This window comes from Streptomyces sp. MnatMP-M17, assembly GCF_900091995.1.
Taxonomy (GTDB): Bacteria; Actinomycetota; Actinomycetes; order Streptomycetales; family Streptomycetaceae; genus Streptomyces.
In genome coordinates, this window is record NZ_FMDK01000031.1 from 1 (window position 1) to 19221 (window position 19221).

Consider the following 19221-nt stretch of genomic DNA (forward strand, 5'->3'; position numbering starts at 1 on the left):
GGCAGGGCGAGCGGGCCGGGCTGGGCGGGCAGGGCGGGCTTCGCAAGGTGGCCCGGGTGGTGCTGCTGGATCCGCAGGACCGGATTCTGCTGCTGCACGGATTCGAGCCGGACGATCCGGACAAGGACTGGTGGTTCACGCCCGGCGGCGGTCTGGAGGGCGACGAGACCCGGGAAGAGGCCGCGCTGCGCGAGCTGGCGGAGGAGACGGGGATCACACAGGTGGAGCTGGGGCCCGTGCTCTGGCGCCGGATGTGCTCCTTTCCGTTCGACGGGCGACGCTGGGATCAGGACGAGTGGTACTTCCTGGCACGTACGGCGCAGACCGAGACCTCGCCGGACGGGCTGACGGAGCTGGAGCTGCGCAGCGTCGCGGGGCTGAGGTGGTGGACCTCCGCCGAACTCTCGGCGGCGCGTGAGACGGTGTACCCGACCAGGCTCGCCGAGCTGCTGCGTACGCTGCTCGACGAGGGTCCTCCGGATCCGCCGGTGGTCCTCGCCCCCGAAATCGTCTGAGGGTGCGCGGCTCCGGAGCACAATGGGGGGACGTACGGCTGAAGGGGAACATGCCATGAGCGCCGAGGACCTCGAGAAGTACGAGACCGAGATGGAGCTGAAGCTCTACCGGGAGTACCGCGATGTCGTCGGTCTGTTCAAATATGTGATCGAGACCGAGCGTCGTTTCTATCTCACCAATGATTACGAGATGCAGGTGCACTCGGTGCAGGGTGAGGTCTTCTTCGAGGTCACGATGGCGGATGCCTGGGTCTGGGACATGTACAGGCCGGCCAGGTTCGTCAAGCAGGTGCGTGTCCTCACATTCAAGGATGTGAATATCGAGGAGCTGAACAAGAGCGACCTCGAACTGCCCGGCGGCTGAAGGGCATGAGCCGGGGCGCTGTGCCCGCTCGTGAGGGTGACCAAGTTATCCACAACGGGCGAGTTGTCCACCAAGATCCACTTGTTGCGGGCGGTCGCGTCAGAGTCGGTGCCGGAGGTGGTGCCGAGATGAACGCGACGGGGGCACTGGGACGGTACGGCGAGGAGCTGGCGGTCCGCCGGCTGGCCGAGTCCGGGATGACCGTGCTGGCACGCAATTGGCGGTGCGGCAGGACGGGCGAGATCGACATCGTGGCCCGGGACAGCGATGCCCGGGGCAGTGATGTGCTGGTCGTCTGTGAGGTGAAGACCCGCAGGGCCGGCTCGTTCGAGCATCCGATGGCCGCCGTGACCCAGGAGAAGGCGGACCGGCTGAGACGGCTCGCGGGCTGCTGGCTGGAGCGGTACGGCGGCCCGCCGCCCGGCGGAGTGCGGATCGATCTGATCGGAGTGGTGCTGCCTCGACGAGGCGCGCCCGAGGTCGAGCACGCGCGGGGGGTGGCCTGATGGGATTCGCGCGAGCGTGTTCGGTGGCGCTGGTGGGTGTCGAGGGCGTGGTGGTCGAGGTCCAGGCGGATCTGGAGCCGGGCGTGGCCGCGTTCACGCTGGTGGGACTGCCGGACAAGAGCCTGGTGGAGAGTCGGGACCGGGTCAGGGCGGCGGTGGTGAACTCCGGCGCCGAGTGGCCGCAGAAGAAGCTCACGGTGGGGCTGAGCCCGGCGTCCGTGCCCAAGGGCGGCAGCGGGTTCGATCTAGCGGTCGCCGCTGCGGTGCTCGGTGCGGCCGAGCGCCTGGACGCCGCCGCCATCGCCGATCTGGTGCTGATCGGGGAGCTGGGCCTCGACGGGCGGGTCAGACCGGTGCGCGGGGTGCTGCCTGCGGTGCTCGCGGCGGCCGAGGCCGGTTATCGCCAGGTGGTCGTTCCCGAGCAGACCGCGGGCGAGGCGTCCCTGGTGCCCGGGGTGTCGGTCCTCGGAGTACGGAGCCTGCGGCAGCTCATCGCCGTACTGACCGACGAGCCGGTGCCCGAGGAGCCACGGGACACCGTGAGGGGGCGTCCGGACGCGATGACGGCCGGGCTGATGGTGCCGGGCGCGGGCGTCGGCACCGGTCTGGCGGCCGGGGGCGGGGAGAGCGAGGGACACCGTCCCGATCTGGCCGATGTGGCCGGTCAGGCACCGGTACGCAAGGCACTGGAGGTGGCCGCGGCGGGCGGACACCATCTGCTGCTCCAGGGCCCGCCGGGAGCGGGCAAGACCATGCTGGCCGAGCGGCTGCCCGGGATCATGCCGCCGCTGACCGCACAGGAGTCGCTGGAGGTCACGGCGGTGCACTCGGTGGCGGGCATTCTGCCGCCCGGCGAGCCGTTGGTCCGTACGGTGCCCTACTGCGCGCCACATCACTCGGCCACCATGCAGTCCCTGGTCGGCGGTGGGAACGGTCTGCCCAGACCGGGCGCGGTGTCGCTGGCACACCGTGGCGTGCTCTTTTTGGACGAGGCGCCCGAGTTCTCAGGGCGTGCGCTGGACGCGCTGCGGCAGCCGCTGGAGTCGGGACATGTGGTGGTGGCGCGCAGCGCGGGAGTGGTGCGGCTCCCGGCCCGCTTTCTGATGGTCCTCGCGGCCAATCCCTGTCCGTGCGGGCGGCACACCCTGCATGGCGCCGGATGCGAGTGCCCACCCTCGGTGATCCGCCGCTATCAGTCGAGGCTGTCCGGGCCGCTGCTCGACCGCGTCGATCTGCGGGTCGGCGTCCAGCCCGTGCATCGCGAGGATCTGATGGGACAGGGCGGCAGAGGCGAGCCCACGGCGACGGTCGCCGCACGGGTACGAGACGCCAGGGCCCGGTCGGCGGCCCGGCTGGAGGGCACTCCGTGGGCGGTCAACAGCGAGGTGCCCGGCCATGAGCTGCGTACCCGCTGGCCGGTCGTGCCCGGTGCGCTCGCTGCTGCCGAACGCGATCTGGAGCGCGGACTGCTCACCGCGCGCGGTCTCGACCGGGTGCTGCGGGTGGCCTGGACGGTCGCGGATCTCGCCGGGCACGGCAGGCCGGAGGCACGCGATGTCGCCCTCGCGCTGGAGCTGCGCACCGGTATCGCCCGAGGCGCGGTGGTCGCGGCCGGAGGGCCGTCATGACGCCGGGCGTCAGCCCAGAGGAACGGCTGGCGCGCGCGGCGCTCACCCGGGTGCTGGAGCCCGGCGACGAGCATGGTGGACGGTGGCTGCGCGAGTTCGGCGCCGCCGAGGTGCTGGCGCTGCTCACCTCGCCGGACGCCGGGCGCGGCCGGCTCACCGGGGTCCGCGAGCAGCGGCTCGACGGCTATCGGATACGGGCCGAGGCGGCCCGGCCGGAGCGCGATCTGGCGGCGGTCACCGCGCTCGGCGGACGGTTCGTCTGCCCGGGCGACACCGAGTGGCCCAGTCAGCTCGACGACCTCGGCGAGGCCAGGCCCATCGGGCTCTGGGTGCGGGGCCATCCGGACCTGCGGATCTGGTCGCTGCGCTCCGTCGCCGTGGTGGGCGCCCGTGCGTGTACCTCGTATGGGGCACATATGGCGGCGAGCCTCGGCTCGGGGCTCGCCGAGCGCGGCTGGGTGGTGACTTCCGGCGCCGCGTTCGGTGTGGACGGCGCGGCACACCGGGGCGCGCTCGCGGCCGGCGGTGCGACCGTGGCCGTGCTGGCCTGCGGCGTGGATGTGGTCTATCCGCGTGGTCACGCCGAGCTGATCGGACGCATTGTCCAGCAGGGCCTGGTCATCGCGGAGCTGGCGCCGGGCGACCATCCCACGCGCAGCAGATTCGTTCTGCGCAACCGGGTGATCGCCGCGCTCACCCGCGGCACGGTCGTGGTGGAGGCGGAGTACCGCAGCGGCTCCCTGGCCACCGCGCGCGACGCACAGCGGCTCGGCCGCTTCACGATGGGCGTGCCGGGACCGGTCACCAGCGGGCTCTCGGCCGGTGTGCACGAGCTGCTGCGCGGCGAAGGAGTACTGGTCACGGACGCCGCGGAGGTGGCCGAGCTGGTCGGTGACATGGGCGAGCTGGCACCGCCGCGCCGAGGACCCGTACTGCCCAGGGATCTGCTCGATCCCGTCAGCGCACGGGTCCTGGAGGCGCTGCCTGCCCGGGGCACCGCCGCCGGGCCGGAGATCGCGCGAAGCGCCGGAACGAGCTCCGACGAGACGCTCGGCAGGTTGTACGAACTCCATTCCCTGGGATTTGTCGAGCGGCACGGAGACGGCTGGCGGCTGGCCTCCCGGCCGACTCCGACGGCCACCGCGCGGCGAGGCGGTACTTGACCTGGGGCATTCGGGTGAAAGGGTGAGAGCGATGATCTCTGCAACTCCATCAGCGATGCCTGACGGACCGGCGCGAGCGGTGTCGGCCGCGGATCGAAGGCGTGGTCGAAGGCGTCCACCGGAGCGGGCGCGGTCGCCTGTTGCACGCGTGGAGCGACGCTCCACTCACGCTACGCTCACCTGCATTCCGGCCCCAGACAGACGACGTCCCCCGCATTCGACTGCAGAACGGCTCAAGGCAACGCATGCCCCAGCACACCTCCGGGTCTGACCGCGCGGCAGCGCCCCCGGCTGCCCGGAGCGCCGTACGGCCCCCGGCGCCCTCGTCGCTCGACGAGCTGTGGCGGTCGTACAAGACCACGGGCGACGAGCGGCTGCGTGAGCAGTTGATCCTGCACTACTCACCGTTGGTGAAGTATGTGGCGGGCCGGGTCAGTGTGGGACTGCCGTCCAATGTCGAGCAGGCCGACTTCGTCTCCTCCGGCGTCTTCGGACTGATCGACGCGATCGAGAAGTTCGACATCGAACGCTCCATCAAGTTCGAGACCTACGCGATCACCCGGATCCGTGGCGCGATGATCGATGAGCTCAGGGCCCTGGACTGGATCCCGCGCTCCGTACGGCAGAAGGCCAGAGCCGTCGAGCGCGCCTATGCCACGCTGGAGGCGCAGCTCAGACGCACGCCCTCCGAGGCCGAGGTCGCCGCGGAGATGGGAATCGCGCTGGAGGAGCTGCATGCGGTTTTCAGCCAGTTGTCCCTGGCGAATGTCGTGGCGCTGGAGGAACTGCTGCATGTCGGCGGCGAGGGCGGCGACCGGCTCAGCCTGATGGACACCCTGGAGGACACCGCCGCCGACGATCCGGTGGAGGTGGCCGAGGACCGCGAACTGCGGCGGCTGCTGGCGCGCGCCATCAATACGCTCCCCGAGCGGGAGAAGACCGTGGTCACGCTCTACTACTACGAGGGCCTCACGCTCGCCGAGATCGGCCATGTCCTCGGCGTGACGGAGAGCAGGGTCAGTCAGATCCACACAAAGTCCGTACTGCAACTGCGGGCCAAGCTGGCCGACGTCGGACGCTGACGCTGTACCGGAGACGCCTCATCCGTAAAGTGGTGACGTGCCCAGGATTCGAGCGGCCTCGGTGGCCGAGCACCGGACCATGCAACGTGGCGCCCTGTTGGACGCCGCGCGCTCCCTGCTGTCCGAAGGCGGCACGGACGCGCTGACCTTCCCCGCCCTCGCCGAGCGCACGGGCCTCGCCAGGTCCTCCGTCTACGAGTACTTCCGCTCGCGCGCCGCCGTTGTCGAAGAGCTGTGCGCCGTTGACTTCCCGGTCTGGGCGGCGGAGGTCGAGGCGGCCATGGCCGGCGCACAGACGCCCGAGGGCAAGATCGAGGCCTATGTACGGCAGCAGCTCGCGCTGGTCGGCGACCGCCGGCACCGCGCCGTCGTCGCCATCTCCGCGAGTGAACTCGACGCGGGAGCCCGGGAGAAGATCCGCGCCGCGCACGGCGGTCTGATCGCCATGATCGTGGAGGCCCTCGGCGAACTCGGCCATGACCAGCCACGGCTCGCCGCGATGCTGCTCCAGGGCGTGGTGGACGCGGCGGTCCGCCGTATCGAACTCGGCGCGGCCGAGGCTCCACCGGAGATCGCCGAGGCGGCGGTGTCCATGGCGCTGCGCGGCGTACGAGGCTGAGCCGCCGCGCACACGCCCGGCGGCGTTCCGCACGGTGCGCCCACACCGCCAGGGCCAACAGGACGACCGCATGCGGTACGCCGTATGCCATCGACGCCATGGACGCCGGAGCCGACGAGAGAGACGGCAGAGGCATCGCGCTTGTGGCGGTCTCCGGGACACCGAGGACCGGGAGCAGCCGGGACGGGCCCGGGCGGAGCAGCTCCGGCGGCAGCAGCGACAGCGGATCCAAATAGACGGTGCCTCTCAGCAGTCCCCAGTGCAGACAGCTCGCGGCACAGTGCGACAAGCCGGTGGACACGGTGGCAACCGGCCGGCCCGCCGTCACCTCGTCGTCCTTGGAGACCAGCGGTTCCACCGGCTCATAGGTGATCCGCAACGGCGGGACGCCCGAGCCGGTCAGCGTGATCGCCAGCACTCCACGGCCCGCCACCCGGCCCGCGAAGGAGACCCGGCCTCCGGCGGCGGCCCGTACCACGGCTCCCCGCGCGGCGGCGAGATCCACTCCACGGTGACCTGGACCGTACGCGGACGAGGGCGGCTCCCAGCCGCGCAGCACCACGGGCCGCGGCCCGACCGGCCAGACCCGGCCACCGTCCTCGCCCTGTGACCTGGTGGCCGCGGCGGCGGAGTGACAGAACAGTGGGAACAGCGGAACGACGAGAGCGAGAACGAGAACGAGCGCGAGGACAGAGAGGACAGAGCGGACAGCGGAACATGCATCGATACGGACAGTGATCATGGCACCCAGCGTGGCCCGGAACGACGCGACCGCGCTGATCATGAACCGGTTCTGTGGACAACCGAGCGGTTGTGGACAGCGCCGTCACCCGTGGGTGCGAAGGTCCCGTACACTTCTTGTGGCGATCCGGGTCACCGGGTCGACTTCGCACGCCCCGCCATCGGCCCTCTTCGCGCCGATGTCAGCGCTTCTCGGTCCTCCGTGGCACAGCGCACCGGGACGTCAGGCGCGTCCGCCGTCCGGTGGACGCGACAACCGAGTATCTCAAGGAGTACGGCCATGGCCGTCGTCACGATGCGGGAGCTGCTGGAAAGCGGCGTCCACTTCGGTCACCAGACCCGTCGCTGGAACCCGAAGATGAAGCGCTTCATCTTCACCGAGCGCAACGGCATCTACATCATCGACCTGCTCCAGTCGCTGTCGTACATCGACCGCGCCTACGAGTTCGTCAAGGAGACCGTCGCGCACGGCGGCTCCATCATGTTCGTCGGTACGAAGAAGCAGGCCCAGGAGGCCATCGCCGAGCAGGCGACGCGCGTCGGCATGCCCTATGTCAACCAGCGCTGGCTGGGCGGCATGCTCACCAACTTCTCCACCGTCTACAAGCGCCTCCAGCGTCTGAAGGAGCTTGAGCAGATCGACTTCGAGGATGTGGCCGCCTCCGGTCTCACCAAGAAGGAGCTGCTGGTCCTCTCCCGCGAGAAGGCCAAGCTGGAGAAGACCCTCGGCGGTATCCGCGAAATGCAGAAGGTGCCCAGCGCCGTCTGGATCGTCGACACCAAGAAGGAGCACATCGCCGTCGGTGAGGCGCGCAAGCTCCACATCCCGGTCGTCGCGATCCTCGACACCAACTGCGACCCCGACGAGGTCGACTACAAGATTCCGGGCAACGACGACGCGATCCGCTCTGTCACCCTGCTCACCCGTGTGATCGCCGACGCCGTCGCCGAGGGCCTCATCGCCCGCTCCGGTGTCGCCACGGGTGACTCCAAGCCGGGCGAGAAGGCCGCCGGCGAGCCCCTCGCCGAGTGGGAGCGCGACCTGCTCGAAGGCGAGAAGAAGACCGACGAGACGGTTGTCGAGGCCGCCAAGCCCGAGGCAGAGGCAGAGGTCCAGACGTCCGCCGAGACGGAGAAGGTCGCCGACGCGGAGGCCGAGGCCCCGGCCGCGGACGCCGAGCAGGCCTGACCTTTCATCGGTTCGGCAGTTGACGGCGGGGGCCGACGGCCCTCGCCGTTCACCCGTAGATCTTTCAGACCTTCGAGAGAGAATTACAGATCATGGCGAATTACACCGCCGCCGACGTCAAGAAGCTCCGTGAGCTCACCGGCGCCGGCATGATGGACTGCAAGAAGGCACTGGACGAGGCCGACGGCAACGTCGACAGCGCCGTCGAGTTCCTCCGCGTCAAGGGCCAGAAGGGCGTCGCCAAGCGCGAGGGCCGTTCGGCCGAGAACGGCGCCGTCGTCTCCCTCATCTCCGAGGACAAGACCTCCGGCGTACTGGTCGAGCTGAAGTGCGAGACGGACTTCGTCGCCAAGGGCGAGAAGTTCCAGAGCGTGGCCAACACGCTCGCCGCCCATGTCGCCGCGACCTCCCCGGCCGACCTGGAGGCGCTCCTCGCCTCCGAGATCGAGGCCGGCAAGACCGTCCAGGCGTATGTGGACGAGGCGAACGCCAACCTCGGCGAGAAGATCGTCCTGGACCGCTTCGCGCAGTTCACCGGCGGTTATGTGGCCGCCTACATGCACCGCACCATGCCCGACCTCCCGCCGCAGGTCGGTGTGCTGGTGGAGCTGGACAAGGAAGACGCCCAGGTCGCCAAGGACGTCGCGCAGCACATCGCCGCCTTCGCCCCGAAGTACCTCAACCGCGACGAGGTCCCGGCCGAGACGGTCGAGAACGAGCGCCGTGTCGCCGAGGCCACCTCGCGTGAGGAGGGCAAGCCCGAGGCCGCCCTGCCCAAGATCGTCGAAGGTCGCGTCAACGGCTTCTTCAAGGAGGTCGTCGTCCTGGAGCAGGCGTTCGCGAAGGACAGCAAGAAGACCGTCCAGAAGGTGCTGGACGAGGCTGGTGTCACCCTGAAGCGCTTCGCGCGCATCAAGGTCGGCATCTGAGTCCGTACGCGATCGACCGAAGACCCCGATAGGGTCTGACGCAGTCGTCCGCGTACGCGCCGGGCGACCGCAGATCTGACGAGGAGGCCATTGCCGCACTGGGAACCGCGAGGACCCCCGGGCAATGGCCTTCTTCGTATGTGCACGAGGAGATCTCCATGGAACAGGCCGACAAAGCCGACAAGAGCGACGACGGCACGAAGCACGGCCGCTTCATGCTGAAGCTGTCCGGTGAGGCGTTCGCCGGCCGGGGAGCGCTCGGCGTCGACCCCGACGTCGTACACGCCATCGCCCGCGAGATCGCCGCCGTCGTCCGGGACGGCGCCCAGATCGCGGTCGTCATCGGCGGTGGCAACTTCTTCCGCGGCGCGGAACTCCAGCAGCGCGGTATGGACCGGGCACGCTCCGACTACATGGGCATGCTCGGCACGGTGATGAACTGCCTGGCCCTCCAGGACTTCCTGGAGAAGGAAGGCATCGACTCCCGCGTCCAGACCGCCATCACCATGGGCCAGGTCGCGGAGCCGTACATCCCGCTGCGCGCCGTGCGCCACATGGAGAAGGGTCGTGTGGTCATCTTCGGCGCCGGTATGGGCATGCCGTACTTCTCCACCGACACCACCGCCGCCCAGCGTGCGCTGGAGATCGACGCCCAGGCGCTGCTGATGGGTAAGAACGGTGTGGACGGGGTGTACGACTCGGACCCCAAGACCAACCCCGACGCGGTCAAGTTCGACGCGCTGGAGTACAGCGAGGTGATCGCTGGTGATCTGCGCGTCGCCGACATGACCGCGATCACGCTGTGCCAGGACAACAAACTGCCGATTCTTGTCTTCGAATTGCTGAAGGAAGGCAATATCGCGCGTGCGGTCAAGGGTGAGAAGATCGGCACGCTCGTGAGCGACCAGGGCACCCGGACCTGATCCGGGCCGGCCCCGTACGGGATGGACAGAGCCCTGCCGGTCGGACACCGTGCAGGAGAAGACGCGACGCAGGTTCCGCCGGCCCACGCGCACGCCGGGCCCACTCAAGACACGCAGGAGCAAGTGGTGATCGAAGAGACCCTCCTCGAGGCCGAGGAGAAGATGGAGAAGGCCGTCCTGGTCGCCAAAGACGACTTCGCCGCGATCCGCACAGGGCGGGCACATCCGGCGATGTTCAACAAGATCGTGGCGGACTACTACGGTGCCCTGACCCCGATCAACCAGCTCGCCTCGTTCGCCGTGCCCGAGGCGCGGATGGCGGTGGTGACCCCGTTCGACAAGAGCGCCCTGCGCAATATCGAGCAGGCGATCCGTGACTCCGACCTCGGCGTCAACCCGAGCAACGACGGCAATATCATCCGGGTGGTGTTCCCGGAGCTGACCCAGGACCGCCGCAAGGAGTTCATCAAGGTCGCCAAGACCAAGGCCGAGGACTCGAAGATCTCGATCCGCGCGGTCCGCCGCAAGGCCAAGGAGACCATCGACAAACTGGTCAAGGACGGCGAGGTCGGCGAGGACGAGGGACGCCGCGCGGAGAAGGAGCTCGACGACACCACCGCGAAGTATGTCGCGCAGGTGGACGAGCTGCTCAAGCACAAGGAAGCCGAGCTGCTCGAGGTCTGATGAACGACTCTTCCCGGGGAGCCCCGCCGACGGCCGGTTACTCCGGTTACACCGACTACTGGGGACCGACCGACCACGGGGCCGCCCCGGCGGGTCCCGCATACGACGCGCTGGACACACAGCAGACTCGGCCCATGCCCATCGTGCCCGACGGACCCGCGAACGGCGGGGACCAGGATGACGACCGGGAGGGTGCTCGGCCGGGCGGCCCTCTGTTCCGTGACGAGACGCGACAGGAGCCCATGGGAGCACAGTCACCACCGCCACCGAGGAAGCGGGCGGGCCGTGATCTGCGCGCGGCCATAGGAGTGGGCCTCGGCCTCGGTGTGGTCGTCGTGGCGTCGCTCTTCATCGTCAAGGCCGTGTTCGTGGGTGTCGTCGCGGTCGCGGTGGTTGTCGGGCTGTGGGAGCTGACCTCGCGGCTGGACGAGAAGAAGGGCATCAAGGCCCCGCTGGTACCGCTGGCGATCGGCGGCGCCGCGATGGTCGTCGCCGGCTATCTGCGCGGTGCCGAGGGCGCCTGGGTCGCGATGGCCCTGACGGCGCTCGCGGTGCTGGTCTGGCGGATGACGGAACCGCCCGAGGGCTATCTGAAGGACGTCACCGCCGGGATCTTCGCCGCGTTCTACGTACCGTTCCTGGCCACCTTCGTGACGATGATGCTCACGGCGGACGACGGTCCGCGGCGGGTCCTGATGTTCATGGTGCTCACGGTCGTCAGCGACACGGGCGCGTACGCGGTCGGCTGGCGCTTCGGTACGCACAAGCTCGCGCCGCGCATCAGCCCTGGCAAGACCAGGGAAGGGCTGGCCGGAGCGATCGTCTTCGCCATGGTGGCGGGCGCGCTCTGCATGCAGTTCCTGATCAACGACGGGATCTGGTGGCAGGGCCTGCTGCTCGGACTGGCGGTCGCGGCCACCGCCACGCTCGGCGATCTCGGCGAGTCCATGATCAAGCGCGATCTCGGCATCAAGGACATGGGCACCCTGCTGCCCGGACACGGCGGCATCATGGACCGGCTCGACTCGCTGCTGCCCACGGCGCCGGTGTTCTGGCTGCTGCTGGTGATCTTCGTCGGATCCTGACCGGGCGCCTCCGGTCACGCTTGTGATCAGGCCCGATACCGTACGGAGGCCCGTTGTCCACAGGACAGCGGGCCTCCTTCGTATGTCTGCGACACTGGATCCACCATGCCTGTACCTGGAGAACTCACCTTTGTCGCGCCCCGCGGAGCCAAGAAGCCCCCGCGGCATCTCGCCGACCTCACTCCCGCCGAGCGCCGCGAGGCCGTCGCCGCGATGGGCGAGAAGGCGTTCCGTGCCAAGCAGCTTTCGCAGCACTACTTCGCGCGGTTCGCACACGATCCCGAGCAGTGGACCGACATCCCGGCCGCCGCGCGTCAGAAGCTCGCGGCGGAGCTGCTGCCCGAGCTGATGTCGGTGGTGCGGCATATCTCCTGCGACGACGACACCACCCGTAAAACGCTCTGGCGGCTGCACGACGGCACCCTGGTCGAGTCCGTGCTGATGCGCTATCCGGACAGGGTCACGATGTGTATCTCGTCGCAGGCGGGCTGCGGGATGAACTGCCCGTTCTGCGCCACCGGACAGGCCGGTCTCGACCGCAATCTGTCCACCGCCGAGATCGTGCACCAGATCGTGGATGGAATGCGCGCCCTGCGCGACGGGGATGTGCCGGGCGGGCCCTCCCGGTTGTCGAACATCGTCTTCATGGGCATGGGCGAGCCGCTCGCCAACTACAGGCGGGTGGTCGGTGCGATCCGCCGGCTGACCGATCCCGAGCCCGACGGTCTGGGACTGTCGCAGCGCGGGATCACCGTCTCGACGGTCGGTCTGGTGCCCGCGATGCTGCGCTTCGCCGACGAGGGCTTCAAGTGCCGGCTCGCGGTCTCCCTGCACGCGCCCGACGACGAGCTGCGCGACACCCTCGTCCCGGTCAATACGCGCTGGAAGGTACGGGAAGTGCTGGACGCGGCGTGGGAGTACGCGGAGAAGTCGGGCCGCCGGGTCTCCATCGAGTACGCGCTGATCCGTGACATCAACGACCAGGCGTGGCGCGGTGACCGGCTGGGCCGGCTGCTCAAGGGCAAGCGGGTGCACGTCAATCTGATCCCGCTCAACCCGACACCGGGATCGAAGTGGACGGCCTCGCGGCCCGAGGACGAGAAGGCGTTCGTCGAGGCGATCGCGGCTCATGGAGTACCCGTGACCGTACGGGACACCCGCGGCCAGGAGATCGACGGAGCGTGCGGGCAGTTGGCCGCGTCGGAGCGGTAGGACGTCGTGGCTCCTGGCGGGCGGGCCGCGCGGCCGACGGACCTGCCCGTGAGCAGGCTGTCCCAGAGGCGAACCGGGCCCGGATATGTGGTGCATGTAGCCTTGGCGCGAACGCATTGCATATTTTCCGACAGGGGAGCGCCACAGCGCTGAGAGTGTGGCATATGTCCGTGAGAGCGGGCAGCGGCCACAGACCCTCTGAACCTCGCCCAGGTCATTCTGGGTAGGAAGTTCGGTCACCACTCAAGCTGTTGCGCCCTGCCCGGAGTCCGGTCCGTCCGGACTCCGGGCAGGGCCGCGTCTTCTCCTGGACATCCCAGGAGGAAAATCAGTGAGCACCACACCAGTGAGCACCATCAGCGTCAGAAGAATGGCGGTCGCCGCGGTCGCCGCCGCGCTCGGAGTCTCCTCGCTCGCCGCCTGCGGCGGCTCCGACGGCTCCGCGTCGTCCGGCGACAGCGCCGGTACGGGCGGCGGCGGGACGGTGTCGAAGACCGTCACTCTGGTCAGCCACGACTCGTTCAACGCCACTCCCGCCGTGCTCAAGGAGTTCACCGCGCGGACCGGCTACACGGTCAAGGTGCTGAAGAGCGGAGACGCGGGCGAGGCCCTCAACAAGGAGATCCTGACCAAAGGTTCGCCTCAGGGCGATGTCTTCTTCGGCGTCGACAACACCCTGCTCTCCCGTGCCCTCGACAACGGTCTCTTTACACCGTACGAGGCGGAGGGCCTCGACCAGGTCGACGCGGCCACCCGGCTCGACGGGAGCAAGAACCGCGTCACACCGATCGACACCGGCGATATCTGTGTCAACTATGACAAGAAGTATTTCGCGGACAAAAAGCTCGCACCTCCGCAGTCTTTTGACGATCTGATCAAGCCGCAGTACAAGAATCTGCTGGTCACCGAGAACGCCGCGACCTCCTCGCCCGGTCTCGGCTTCCTTCTCGGCACGGCCGCGCGGTACGGCGACAACGGCTGGCAGGAGTACTGGAAGAAGCTGAAGGCCAACGGCGTCCAGGTCGTGGACAGCTGGGAACAGGCCTACAACGAGAGCTTCTCGGGCTCGGCCGGAGGCAAGAAGGCCAAGGCCGACCGTCCGCTCGTCGTCTCGTACGCCTCCAGCCCGCCCGTCGAGGTGCTGTACGCCGAGCCGCAGCCGAAGGAGGCCCCGACCGGAGTCTCCACCGGCACCTGCTTCCGGCAGATCGAGTTCGCCGGGCTGCTCACGGGCGCGAAGAACGAGGCGGGCGGCAAGGCCCTGCTGGACTTTCTGATCAGCGAGACCTTCCAGGCGGACATGCCGCTCAATATGTTCGTCAACCCGGTCGTCAAGAGTGTGGAGCTGCCCGAGCTGTTCACGAAGTTCGGCGCGACGGTCAGCGAGCCCGAGACCGTGGCACCCGACAAGATCGCCGCCAACCGTGAGCAGTGGATCCAGTCGTGGACCTCACTCGTGGTGAAGTAGCCGAAAAGGCGGCGAGCCGGGCCCGGCAGACCCGTCGCACCTCGAAGAGAAGGCGGGCCGGGCGCACGAACGCCGTCCGGCTCGCCCTCATGGCCGTGCCCGTCGCGTTCTTCGCGGTCTTCTTCGCCTATCCCGTGGCCGCGATCGTCGGCCGCGGGCTCCAGGCTGACGGTGTCTGGCGGTTCGGCCGCGTCGGTGACGTACTGAGCCGTCCGGACATCCTCGACGTCCTGTGGTTCACCACCTGGCAGGCGCTCGCCTCCACCGCGCTCACCTTGCTGATCGCACTGCCCGGCGCATACGTTTTCGCGCGCTTCGACTTCCCCGGCAGACAGCTCCTGCGCGCGGTGGTCACCGTCCCGTTCGTCCTGCCCACGGTCGTCGTCGGCACGGCTTTCCTCGCGCTGCTCGGGCGCGGCGGACCGCTGGACGAGGTGTGGGGCGTACGGCTCGACACCACCGTCTGGGCGATCCTCCTCGCCCATGTCTTCTTCAACTACGCCGTGGTCGTCAGGACCGTGGGCGGTCTGTGGGCACAGCTCGATCCGCGCCAGGAGGAGGCCGCGCGAGTACTGGGCGTCGGCCGGCTCATGGCCTGGTGGCGGGTGACGCTGCCGGCCCTCGCGCCCGCCGTGGCCGCCGCCGCGCTGATGGTCTTCCTCTTCACCTTCACTTCCTTCGGCGTCGTACAGATCCTGGGCGGTCCCGCCTACTCCACGCTGGAGGTGGAGATCTACCGGCAGACCGCGCAACTGCTCGACCTGCCCACCGCGGCCGTGCTCACACTCGTACAGTTCGCGGCGGTCGGCGGTGTGCTGGCCGTGCACGCGTGGACCGTACGCAGACGGGAGGGCGCGCTGAAGCTGGTCGATCCCGCGCTGACCGCGCGCAGACCGCGCGGCGCCGGGCAGTGGGCGCTGCTCGGCGGAGTGCTCGGCACCGTGCTGCTGCTGGTCCTGCTGCCGCTGGGCGTACTGGTCGAGCGCTCCCTCGACGGGCCCGGCGGGTACGGTTTCGGCTTCTACCGGGCGCTCGGCTCGGTGGACGCGAGCGGCGGGACCTTTCTCGTACCTCCGCTGGAAGCGGTCTGGAACTCTCTCCGTTACGCGCTGGTCGCGACGGCCGTGGCGCTGGTGGTGGGCGGTCTCGCCGCCGCCGCGCTGACCCGGCGCGCGGGCCGGCTCGTACGCGGCTTCGACGCGCTGCTCATGCTGCCGCTCGGAGTCTCCGCGGTGACCGTCGGCTTCGGCTTTCTGATCACACTCGACAAGCCGCCGCTCGATCTGCGGGCCTCCTGGATTCTGGTGCCGCTCGCACAGGCCCTGGTGGGCGTCCCGTTCGTCGTACGGACCATGCTGCCGGTGCTGCGGGCGGTGGACGGGCGGCTGCGCGAGGCGGCGGCCGTCCTCGGAGCGTCGCCGCTGCGTGTCTGGCGGGAGGTCGATCTGCCGCTGGTACGAAGGGCGTTGCTGGTCGCGGCCGGTTTCGCGTTCGCGGTCTCGCTCGGTGAGTTCGGTGCGACGGTGTTCATCGCGCGCCCGGACCGGCCGACGCTGCCGGTGGCCGTGGCACGGCTGCTCGGGCGGCCCGGCGAACTCAACTATGGGCAGGCCATGGCCCTGTCCACCGTACTGATGGTGGTGTGCGCGGTGTCGCTGCTGGCGCTGGAACGTATCCGTACCGACCGCTCCGGAGAGTTCTGATGTCCCTGCTGACCTTGTCGGACGTGACCGTACGGTTCGGCGACCGTACCGCGCTCGACGCGGTGGATCTGGAGATCGCCGAGCACGAGACCGTATGTGTGCTGGGGCCGAGCGGAAGCGGCAAGTCGACATTGCTGCGCGTGGTGGCCGGACTGACGCGGCCGGACGGCGGGCGGGTACTGCTGGACGGCGCCGACCAGTCGGGAGTGCCCGTGCACCGGCGCGGAGTCGGGCTGATGTTCCAGGACCATCAGCTCTTTCCGCAGCGGGACGTGGGCGGCAATGTCGCCTTCGGGCTGCGGATGCGCGGTGCCTCGCGCGGCGAACGGACCGGCCGGGTCGCGGAGTTGCTCGATCTCGTCGGACTGCCGGGCGCGGAGCGGCGGGCCGTCGCCGAGCTGTCCGGCGGTGAGCAGCAGCGCGTCGCGCTGGCGCGGGCGCTGGCTCCACGGCCACGGCTGCTGATGCTGGACGAGCCGCTCGGCCAGCTCGACCGGAGTCTGCGCGAGCGGCTGGTGGTCGAACTGCGCGGTCTCTTCGGACGGTTGGGTACGACTGTGCTCGCCGTCACCCATGACCAGGGCGAGGCGTTCGCGCTCGCCGACCGCGTCGTGGTGATGCGGGACGGGCGCGTCGCCCAGACCGGCACACCGGTGGCGGTCTGGCAGCGGCCCGCCTCGGCGTTCGTGGCGCGCTTCCTGGGCTTCGACAATGTCGTGGACGCGACGGTGAGCGGCGAGGCCGCCGATACGGTCTGGGGAAAGATCCCGGTGCCTGAAGGATCGGCGCCAGGAGAGCGGTCGGTGCTGGTGAGGCCGGCCGGTGTACGGCTGGTCGAGCCCGGCGACGGACTGCGCTGCACGGTCGAGGCGCGTACGTTCCGTGGCAGCCGGGTCGCGGTGCTGCTGCGGCCCGACGCGTCCTCCGGCGGCGGACCGGTTCTTGAGGCCGAGTGCGGGCTCAGGGACGCGCCACGGGAGGGCGCGGTGGTGGGAGTGGTGTTCGCCGCGGAGGAGGTGGTGGTGCTGCCCGACCGTGACACGGAGCTTCGGCGGCAGTCGTAGGGCGTGGTGTCGGAGCGTGTGAGGGCGAGGTGCCGGAGCGCGCGGCACCGGGCTTTCCGGGTGCGGCAACCGTGCGTCGAGTAGCGTGGCTCCTCCGTGCCGGGACGGTCCGGAGCCGCCCTCAAGGGCCGCTCCATCCGCTGAGGGGGTCAGGCATCGAACTGCAGGAGACGGCCGTGGCCGAGACCGCGGCAGCAGAGAGCCCTGACGGCGAATCGCCCTCGCGGATATCCGGACATCCCGGACGCGACCGGCCGGCCGCCGGGCTGATACCCGCGGCAGCCGCCTTCGCCCTCGGCATGTGGGGTATCACGCGCGACGGCACCATGTGGCGCGACGAGTCCGTGACCTATCAGGTGGCGCACAGGAGTCTTTCCGAGATCTGGCGGCTGCTGCATCACGCCGACGCCGTACACGGGCTCTACTACTTCTTCATGCACGCTCTGTACGGAGTCTGGGACGGCGGTCTGCTCACGCTTCGGATGCCCTCCGTACTCGCCATAGCGCTGGCGGCGGCCTTTGTCGGGCTCATCGCCCACCGACTGGCCGGAGTACGGGCGGGAGTGCTCAGCGGAGTGGTCTTCGCCCTTGTTCCGGACATCCAGATGTACGCGCAGGAAGGGCGCTCCTATGCGATGGTGTGCGCGCTCGTCGCGTGTTCCACCTACCTTCTGGTCCGTTCGCTCGACAGACCGTCCGGCACGCACTGGGCGCTCTACTCGCTGGTGAGCCTGACAGCGATCTGGCTGCATGAGTTCGCCGTACTCGCGCTGCTCGCGCACGGTGTGTCGGTCGCTGTCATCCGTCCCGCGCCGAGGAACGTACGGGCCTGGCGCATCGCGGCCGGCCTCGCGTTCGTGGGATCGCTTCCGCTGATCCTCTTCAGCATGGGGCAGTCCGACCAGGTCTCCTGGATCGGCTGGCCCAAGGCGTGGAAGTGGTGGGAGATCGCGGGCTGGGCGCTTGTCTCCCTGGCCTGCGCCGGATATCTGGGCAGGGACACGGGCAGGGGCAGGGGCACGGGCACGGGCACGGGAAATACCGCCGTGCTGCGCGTCGGGCTTCCTCTTGCCGTGATCCCGACCGCCGTTCTGCTGCTCGGCTCCCTCTACGCGTCCATGTACGTCGACCGGTATGTCCTCTTCACCAATCTGGGCATCGCGCTGCTGCTCGGCACCACGCTGGACCGGCTGTTGAGGTCGAATCGGTGGACCGGCGCCGAAAGCACCCACCGTCCCACCGCCCGTGTCGGGGCTGCGGCCGGGCTGTTCGCCGTACTCGCGCTCGTTCTTGTCCCTGTCGGCTCACAGTTGCGGACGCCCGAGAGCCGCAAGGACGATCTGACGGCCATAGGGAAGGCGGTCGAAGAAGTCTCCGCCGATGGGGACGGGCTGATATTCACACCCGCGCGGCGCCGTGAGTGGAAGCTCTCCTCCACCGGTCCATTCGACTCCCTGGACGATCTGGCCCTCGAAGAGAGCCCGGCCGCGTCCGGTTCTCTCCAGGGCGAGGAGATGTCCGCCGCGCGGATCCGCGCACGGATGCTGTCCACACCGCGCATCGTGGTGCTGAGCGATCCGCAGGGCGAGCCGGAGGACGCCGTGCCGCAGGAAGCGGTGAAGCGCGCGGTGCTCCGTATGTACTTTCACGCATGCGCGCGGGAGCGGGTCCGAGGAGCGCAGGTGACGCTGTACGCCCGATCGGCCCGAGCCTGCGGCGACGCGGAGTGAAAACGGCTGCGGGGCCGAGGAGTTGATCCTCGGCCCCGCACATTCCCGGCCCCGCACACTTCCGGCACACAGTCCCGCCCACTCCCGAACGGCGGGCGGCTTCTGGCCTATGTCGTCAGCGGAACCGCCGCCAGGGCCGCCACCATCCAGGTCAGCGGCGCGAAGATCGCCAGGATCGCGGTCGCCCGTACCGCCGCCGCCGTACGAAGCAGCCCGGCGTGGGCGCCCAGATGGTGCAGAGTCGTGGTGGTGGGCACCCGGGCCTGCCGCGTCTCCACCGCGGCCGTCAGCAGTGTGGCCGCCGTACAGCCGATGACCAGGGCCGCGCCGAGGCTGGTGAGCGGGCCGAAGGGAGGCTCGTCACGAGGTCCGTAGAGGGAGTTGGCGGCGAACACGCCCGAGAGCACCGCGCACACGACGCCGAGCGGACGGCCGATCCCACGGGCCTCGGCCATCAGCGTGCGGCCCGCCAGCAGCCGGATCGCGCCGGGACGCATGGTCTGGAGCAGCCGGCCGCAGAGATACGTGATGCCGGGACCGGCCAGGGCCAGCCCGACGGCCGTCAGCGACCAGCCCGCCAGCACACCGGCCGAACTGCCGTCGAAGCGGCCCGGCA

General features: G+C 69.4%; 17 protein-coding genes, 2 pseudogenes and 1 riboswitch. Of the genes and pseudogenes, 17 read left to right on the plus strand and 2 right to left on the minus strand.

The window, feature by feature from the left end; genetic code table 11:
* Window positions 1–20 precede the first annotated feature (20 nt).
* The 7 genes from GA0115259_RS01735 (at window position 21) to GA0115259_RS01765 (ending at window position 5877) form a co-directional block, all read left to right on the plus strand.
* The gene (locus tag GA0115259_RS01735) at window positions 21–515 is read left to right on the plus strand and encodes an NUDIX hydrolase (protein WP_093589786.1); all 495 of its coding nucleotides are present in this window, start codon (window positions 21–23) and stop codon (window positions 513–515) included.
* 55 nt (window positions 516–570) lie between these two features.
* The gene (locus GA0115259_RS01740) at window positions 571–879 is read left to right on the plus strand and encodes a DUF2469 domain-containing protein (protein WP_014675276.1); all 309 of its coding nucleotides are present in this window, start codon (window positions 571–573) and stop codon (window positions 877–879) included.
* A 128-nt stretch (window positions 880–1007) separates the two neighbouring features.
* Window positions 1008–1385, plus strand: a complete 378-nt coding sequence (locus GA0115259_RS01745) for a YraN family protein (protein WP_093589754.1) — start codon at window positions 1008–1010, stop codon at window positions 1383–1385.
* Window positions 1385–3013 carry a YifB family Mg chelatase-like AAA ATPase gene (locus GA0115259_RS01750; RefSeq protein WP_093589757.1) on the plus strand — a complete coding sequence of 543 codons (1629 nt, stop codon included), beginning with the start codon at window positions 1385–1387 and terminating at the stop codon, window positions 3011–3013. Before GA0115259_RS01745 ends, GA0115259_RS01750 begins: the two co-directional genes overlap by 1 nt.
* On the plus strand, window positions 3010–4176 hold the full coding sequence (gene dprA / locus GA0115259_RS01755) for a DNA-processing protein DprA (protein WP_093589760.1): 1167 nt from the start codon (window positions 3010–3012) through the stop codon (window positions 4174–4176). The genes GA0115259_RS01750 and dprA overlap by 4 nt, the downstream gene beginning before the upstream one ends.
* A gap of 245 nt (window positions 4177–4421) precedes the next feature.
* The gene (gene whiG, locus GA0115259_RS01760; protein WP_093589763.1) at window positions 4422–5258 is read left to right on the plus strand and encodes an RNA polymerase sigma factor WhiG; all 837 of its coding nucleotides are present in this window, start codon (window positions 4422–4424) and stop codon (window positions 5256–5258) included.
* A 61-nt stretch (window positions 5259–5319) separates the two neighbouring features.
* A complete protein-coding gene (locus tag GA0115259_RS01765) occupies window positions 5320–5877 on the plus strand; it encodes a TetR/AcrR family transcriptional regulator (RefSeq protein WP_093589766.1) in 558 nt (185 codons plus the stop codon).
* Between the two features lie 154 nt (window positions 5878–6031).
* Here GA0115259_RS01765 and GA0115259_RS01770 read toward each other — a convergent pair.
* A pseudogene (locus GA0115259_RS01770) lies at window positions 6032–6619 on the minus strand (peptidoglycan DD-metalloendopeptidase family protein); the annotation flags it as partial.
* A 279-nt stretch (window positions 6620–6898) separates the two neighbouring features.
* On the opposite strand from GA0115259_RS01770, the gene rpsB reads away from it, so the two are divergent.
* The 10 genes from rpsB (at window position 6899) to GA0115259_RS01820 (ending at window position 18605) form a co-directional block, all read left to right on the plus strand.
* Window positions 6899–7807 carry a 30S ribosomal protein S2 gene (rpsB, locus tag GA0115259_RS01775; protein WP_093589768.1) on the plus strand — a complete coding sequence of 303 codons (909 nt, stop codon included), beginning with the start codon at window positions 6899–6901 and terminating at the stop codon, window positions 7805–7807.
* A 92-nt stretch (window positions 7808–7899) separates the two neighbouring features.
* A complete protein-coding gene (gene tsf, locus GA0115259_RS01780; RefSeq protein WP_093589771.1) occupies window positions 7900–8736 on the plus strand; it encodes a translation elongation factor Ts in 837 nt (278 codons plus the stop codon).
* Between the two features lie 158 nt (window positions 8737–8894).
* Window positions 8895–9659 carry a UMP kinase gene (pyrH, locus tag GA0115259_RS01785; RefSeq protein ID WP_046499667.1) on the plus strand — a complete coding sequence of 255 codons (765 nt, stop codon included), beginning with the start codon at window positions 8895–8897 and terminating at the stop codon, window positions 9657–9659.
* Window positions 9660–9785: 126 nt separating this feature from the next.
* Window positions 9786–10343: a ribosome recycling factor gene (gene frr, locus GA0115259_RS01790; RefSeq protein WP_046499668.1), complete on the plus strand. Its 558-nt coding sequence runs from the start codon at window positions 9786–9788 to the stop codon at window positions 10341–10343.
* Window positions 10343–11428 (plus strand): phosphatidate cytidylyltransferase, encoded by a 1086-nt coding sequence (locus tag GA0115259_RS01795; protein WP_093589774.1) that lies wholly within the window; start codon window positions 10343–10345, stop codon window positions 11426–11428. Before frr ends, GA0115259_RS01795 begins: the two co-directional genes overlap by 1 nt.
* Window positions 11429–11533: 105 nt before the next feature.
* Window positions 11534–12640, plus strand: coding sequence for a dual-specificity RNA methyltransferase RlmN (rlmN, locus tag GA0115259_RS01800; RefSeq protein ID WP_093589777.1), 1107 nt, complete (start codon window positions 11534–11536; stop codon window positions 12638–12640).
* Window positions 12641–12762: 122 nt separating this feature from the next.
* Window positions 12763–12888, plus strand: a riboswitch (TPP riboswitch).
* 122 nt (window positions 12889–13010) lie between these two features.
* Entirely contained in the window at window positions 13011–14108 is a 1098-nt protein-coding gene (locus GA0115259_RS01805; protein WP_093589789.1) for a thiamine ABC transporter substrate-binding protein, read from the plus strand.
* Between the two features lie 89 nt (window positions 14109–14197).
* Window positions 14198–15811, plus strand: a complete 1614-nt coding sequence (locus tag GA0115259_RS01810; protein WP_093589780.1) for an ABC transporter permease — start codon at window positions 14198–14200, stop codon at window positions 15809–15811.
* Window positions 15811–16875 carry an ABC transporter ATP-binding protein gene (locus GA0115259_RS01815; protein WP_093589783.1) on the plus strand — a complete coding sequence of 355 codons (1065 nt, stop codon included), beginning with the start codon at window positions 15811–15813 and terminating at the stop codon, window positions 16873–16875. The genes GA0115259_RS01810 and GA0115259_RS01815 overlap by 1 nt, the downstream gene beginning before the upstream one ends.
* 176 nt (window positions 16876–17051) lie before the next feature.
* Complete coding sequence (locus GA0115259_RS01820) at window positions 17052–18605, plus strand: glycosyltransferase family 39 protein (RefSeq protein WP_256097874.1); 1554 nt, start codon at window positions 17052–17054, stop codon at window positions 18603–18605.
* A gap of 107 nt (window positions 18606–18712) precedes the next feature.
* Here the strand turns inward: GA0115259_RS01820 and GA0115259_RS01825 are convergent.
* Window positions 18713–19221, minus strand: a pseudogene (locus tag GA0115259_RS01825) (hypothetical protein); the annotation flags it as partial.

Bases quoted from the DNA above. Each gene is read 5' to 3' on its own strand.
- GA0115259_RS01740 (WP_014675276.1), top strand. From the start codon at position 571: ATGAGCGCCGAGGACCTCGAGAAGTACGAGACCGAGATGGAGCTGAAG.
- GA0115259_RS01745 (WP_093589754.1), top strand. From the start codon at position 1,008: ATGAACGCGACGGGGGCACTGGGACGGTACGGCGAGGAGCTGGCGGTC.
- GA0115259_RS01750 (WP_093589757.1), top strand. From the start codon at position 1,385: ATGGGATTCGCGCGAGCGTGTTCGGTGGCGCTGGTGGGTGTCGAGGGC.
- dprA (WP_093589760.1), top strand. From the start codon at position 3,010: ATGACGCCGGGCGTCAGCCCAGAGGAACGGCTGGCGCGCGCGGCGCTC.
- whiG (WP_093589763.1), top strand. From the start codon at position 4,422: ATGCCCCAGCACACCTCCGGGTCTGACCGCGCGGCAGCGCCCCCGGCT.
- rpsB (WP_093589768.1), top strand. From the start codon at position 6,899: ATGGCCGTCGTCACGATGCGGGAGCTGCTGGAAAGCGGCGTCCACTTC.
- tsf (WP_093589771.1), top strand. From the start codon at position 7,900: ATGGCGAATTACACCGCCGCCGACGTCAAGAAGCTCCGTGAGCTCACC.
- pyrH (WP_046499667.1), top strand. From the start codon at position 8,895: ATGGAACAGGCCGACAAAGCCGACAAGAGCGACGACGGCACGAAGCAC.
- GA0115259_RS01795 (WP_093589774.1), top strand. From the start codon at position 10,343: ATGAACGACTCTTCCCGGGGAGCCCCGCCGACGGCCGGTTACTCCGGT.
- rlmN (WP_093589777.1), top strand. From the start codon at position 11,534: ATGCCTGTACCTGGAGAACTCACCTTTGTCGCGCCCCGCGGAGCCAAG.
- GA0115259_RS01805 (WP_093589789.1), top strand. From the start codon at position 13,011: ATGGCGGTCGCCGCGGTCGCCGCCGCGCTCGGAGTCTCCTCGCTCGCC.
- GA0115259_RS01810 (WP_093589780.1), top strand. From the start codon at position 14,198: ATGGCCGTGCCCGTCGCGTTCTTCGCGGTCTTCTTCGCCTATCCCGTG.
- GA0115259_RS01815 (WP_093589783.1), top strand. From the start codon at position 15,811: ATGTCCCTGCTGACCTTGTCGGACGTGACCGTACGGTTCGGCGACCGT.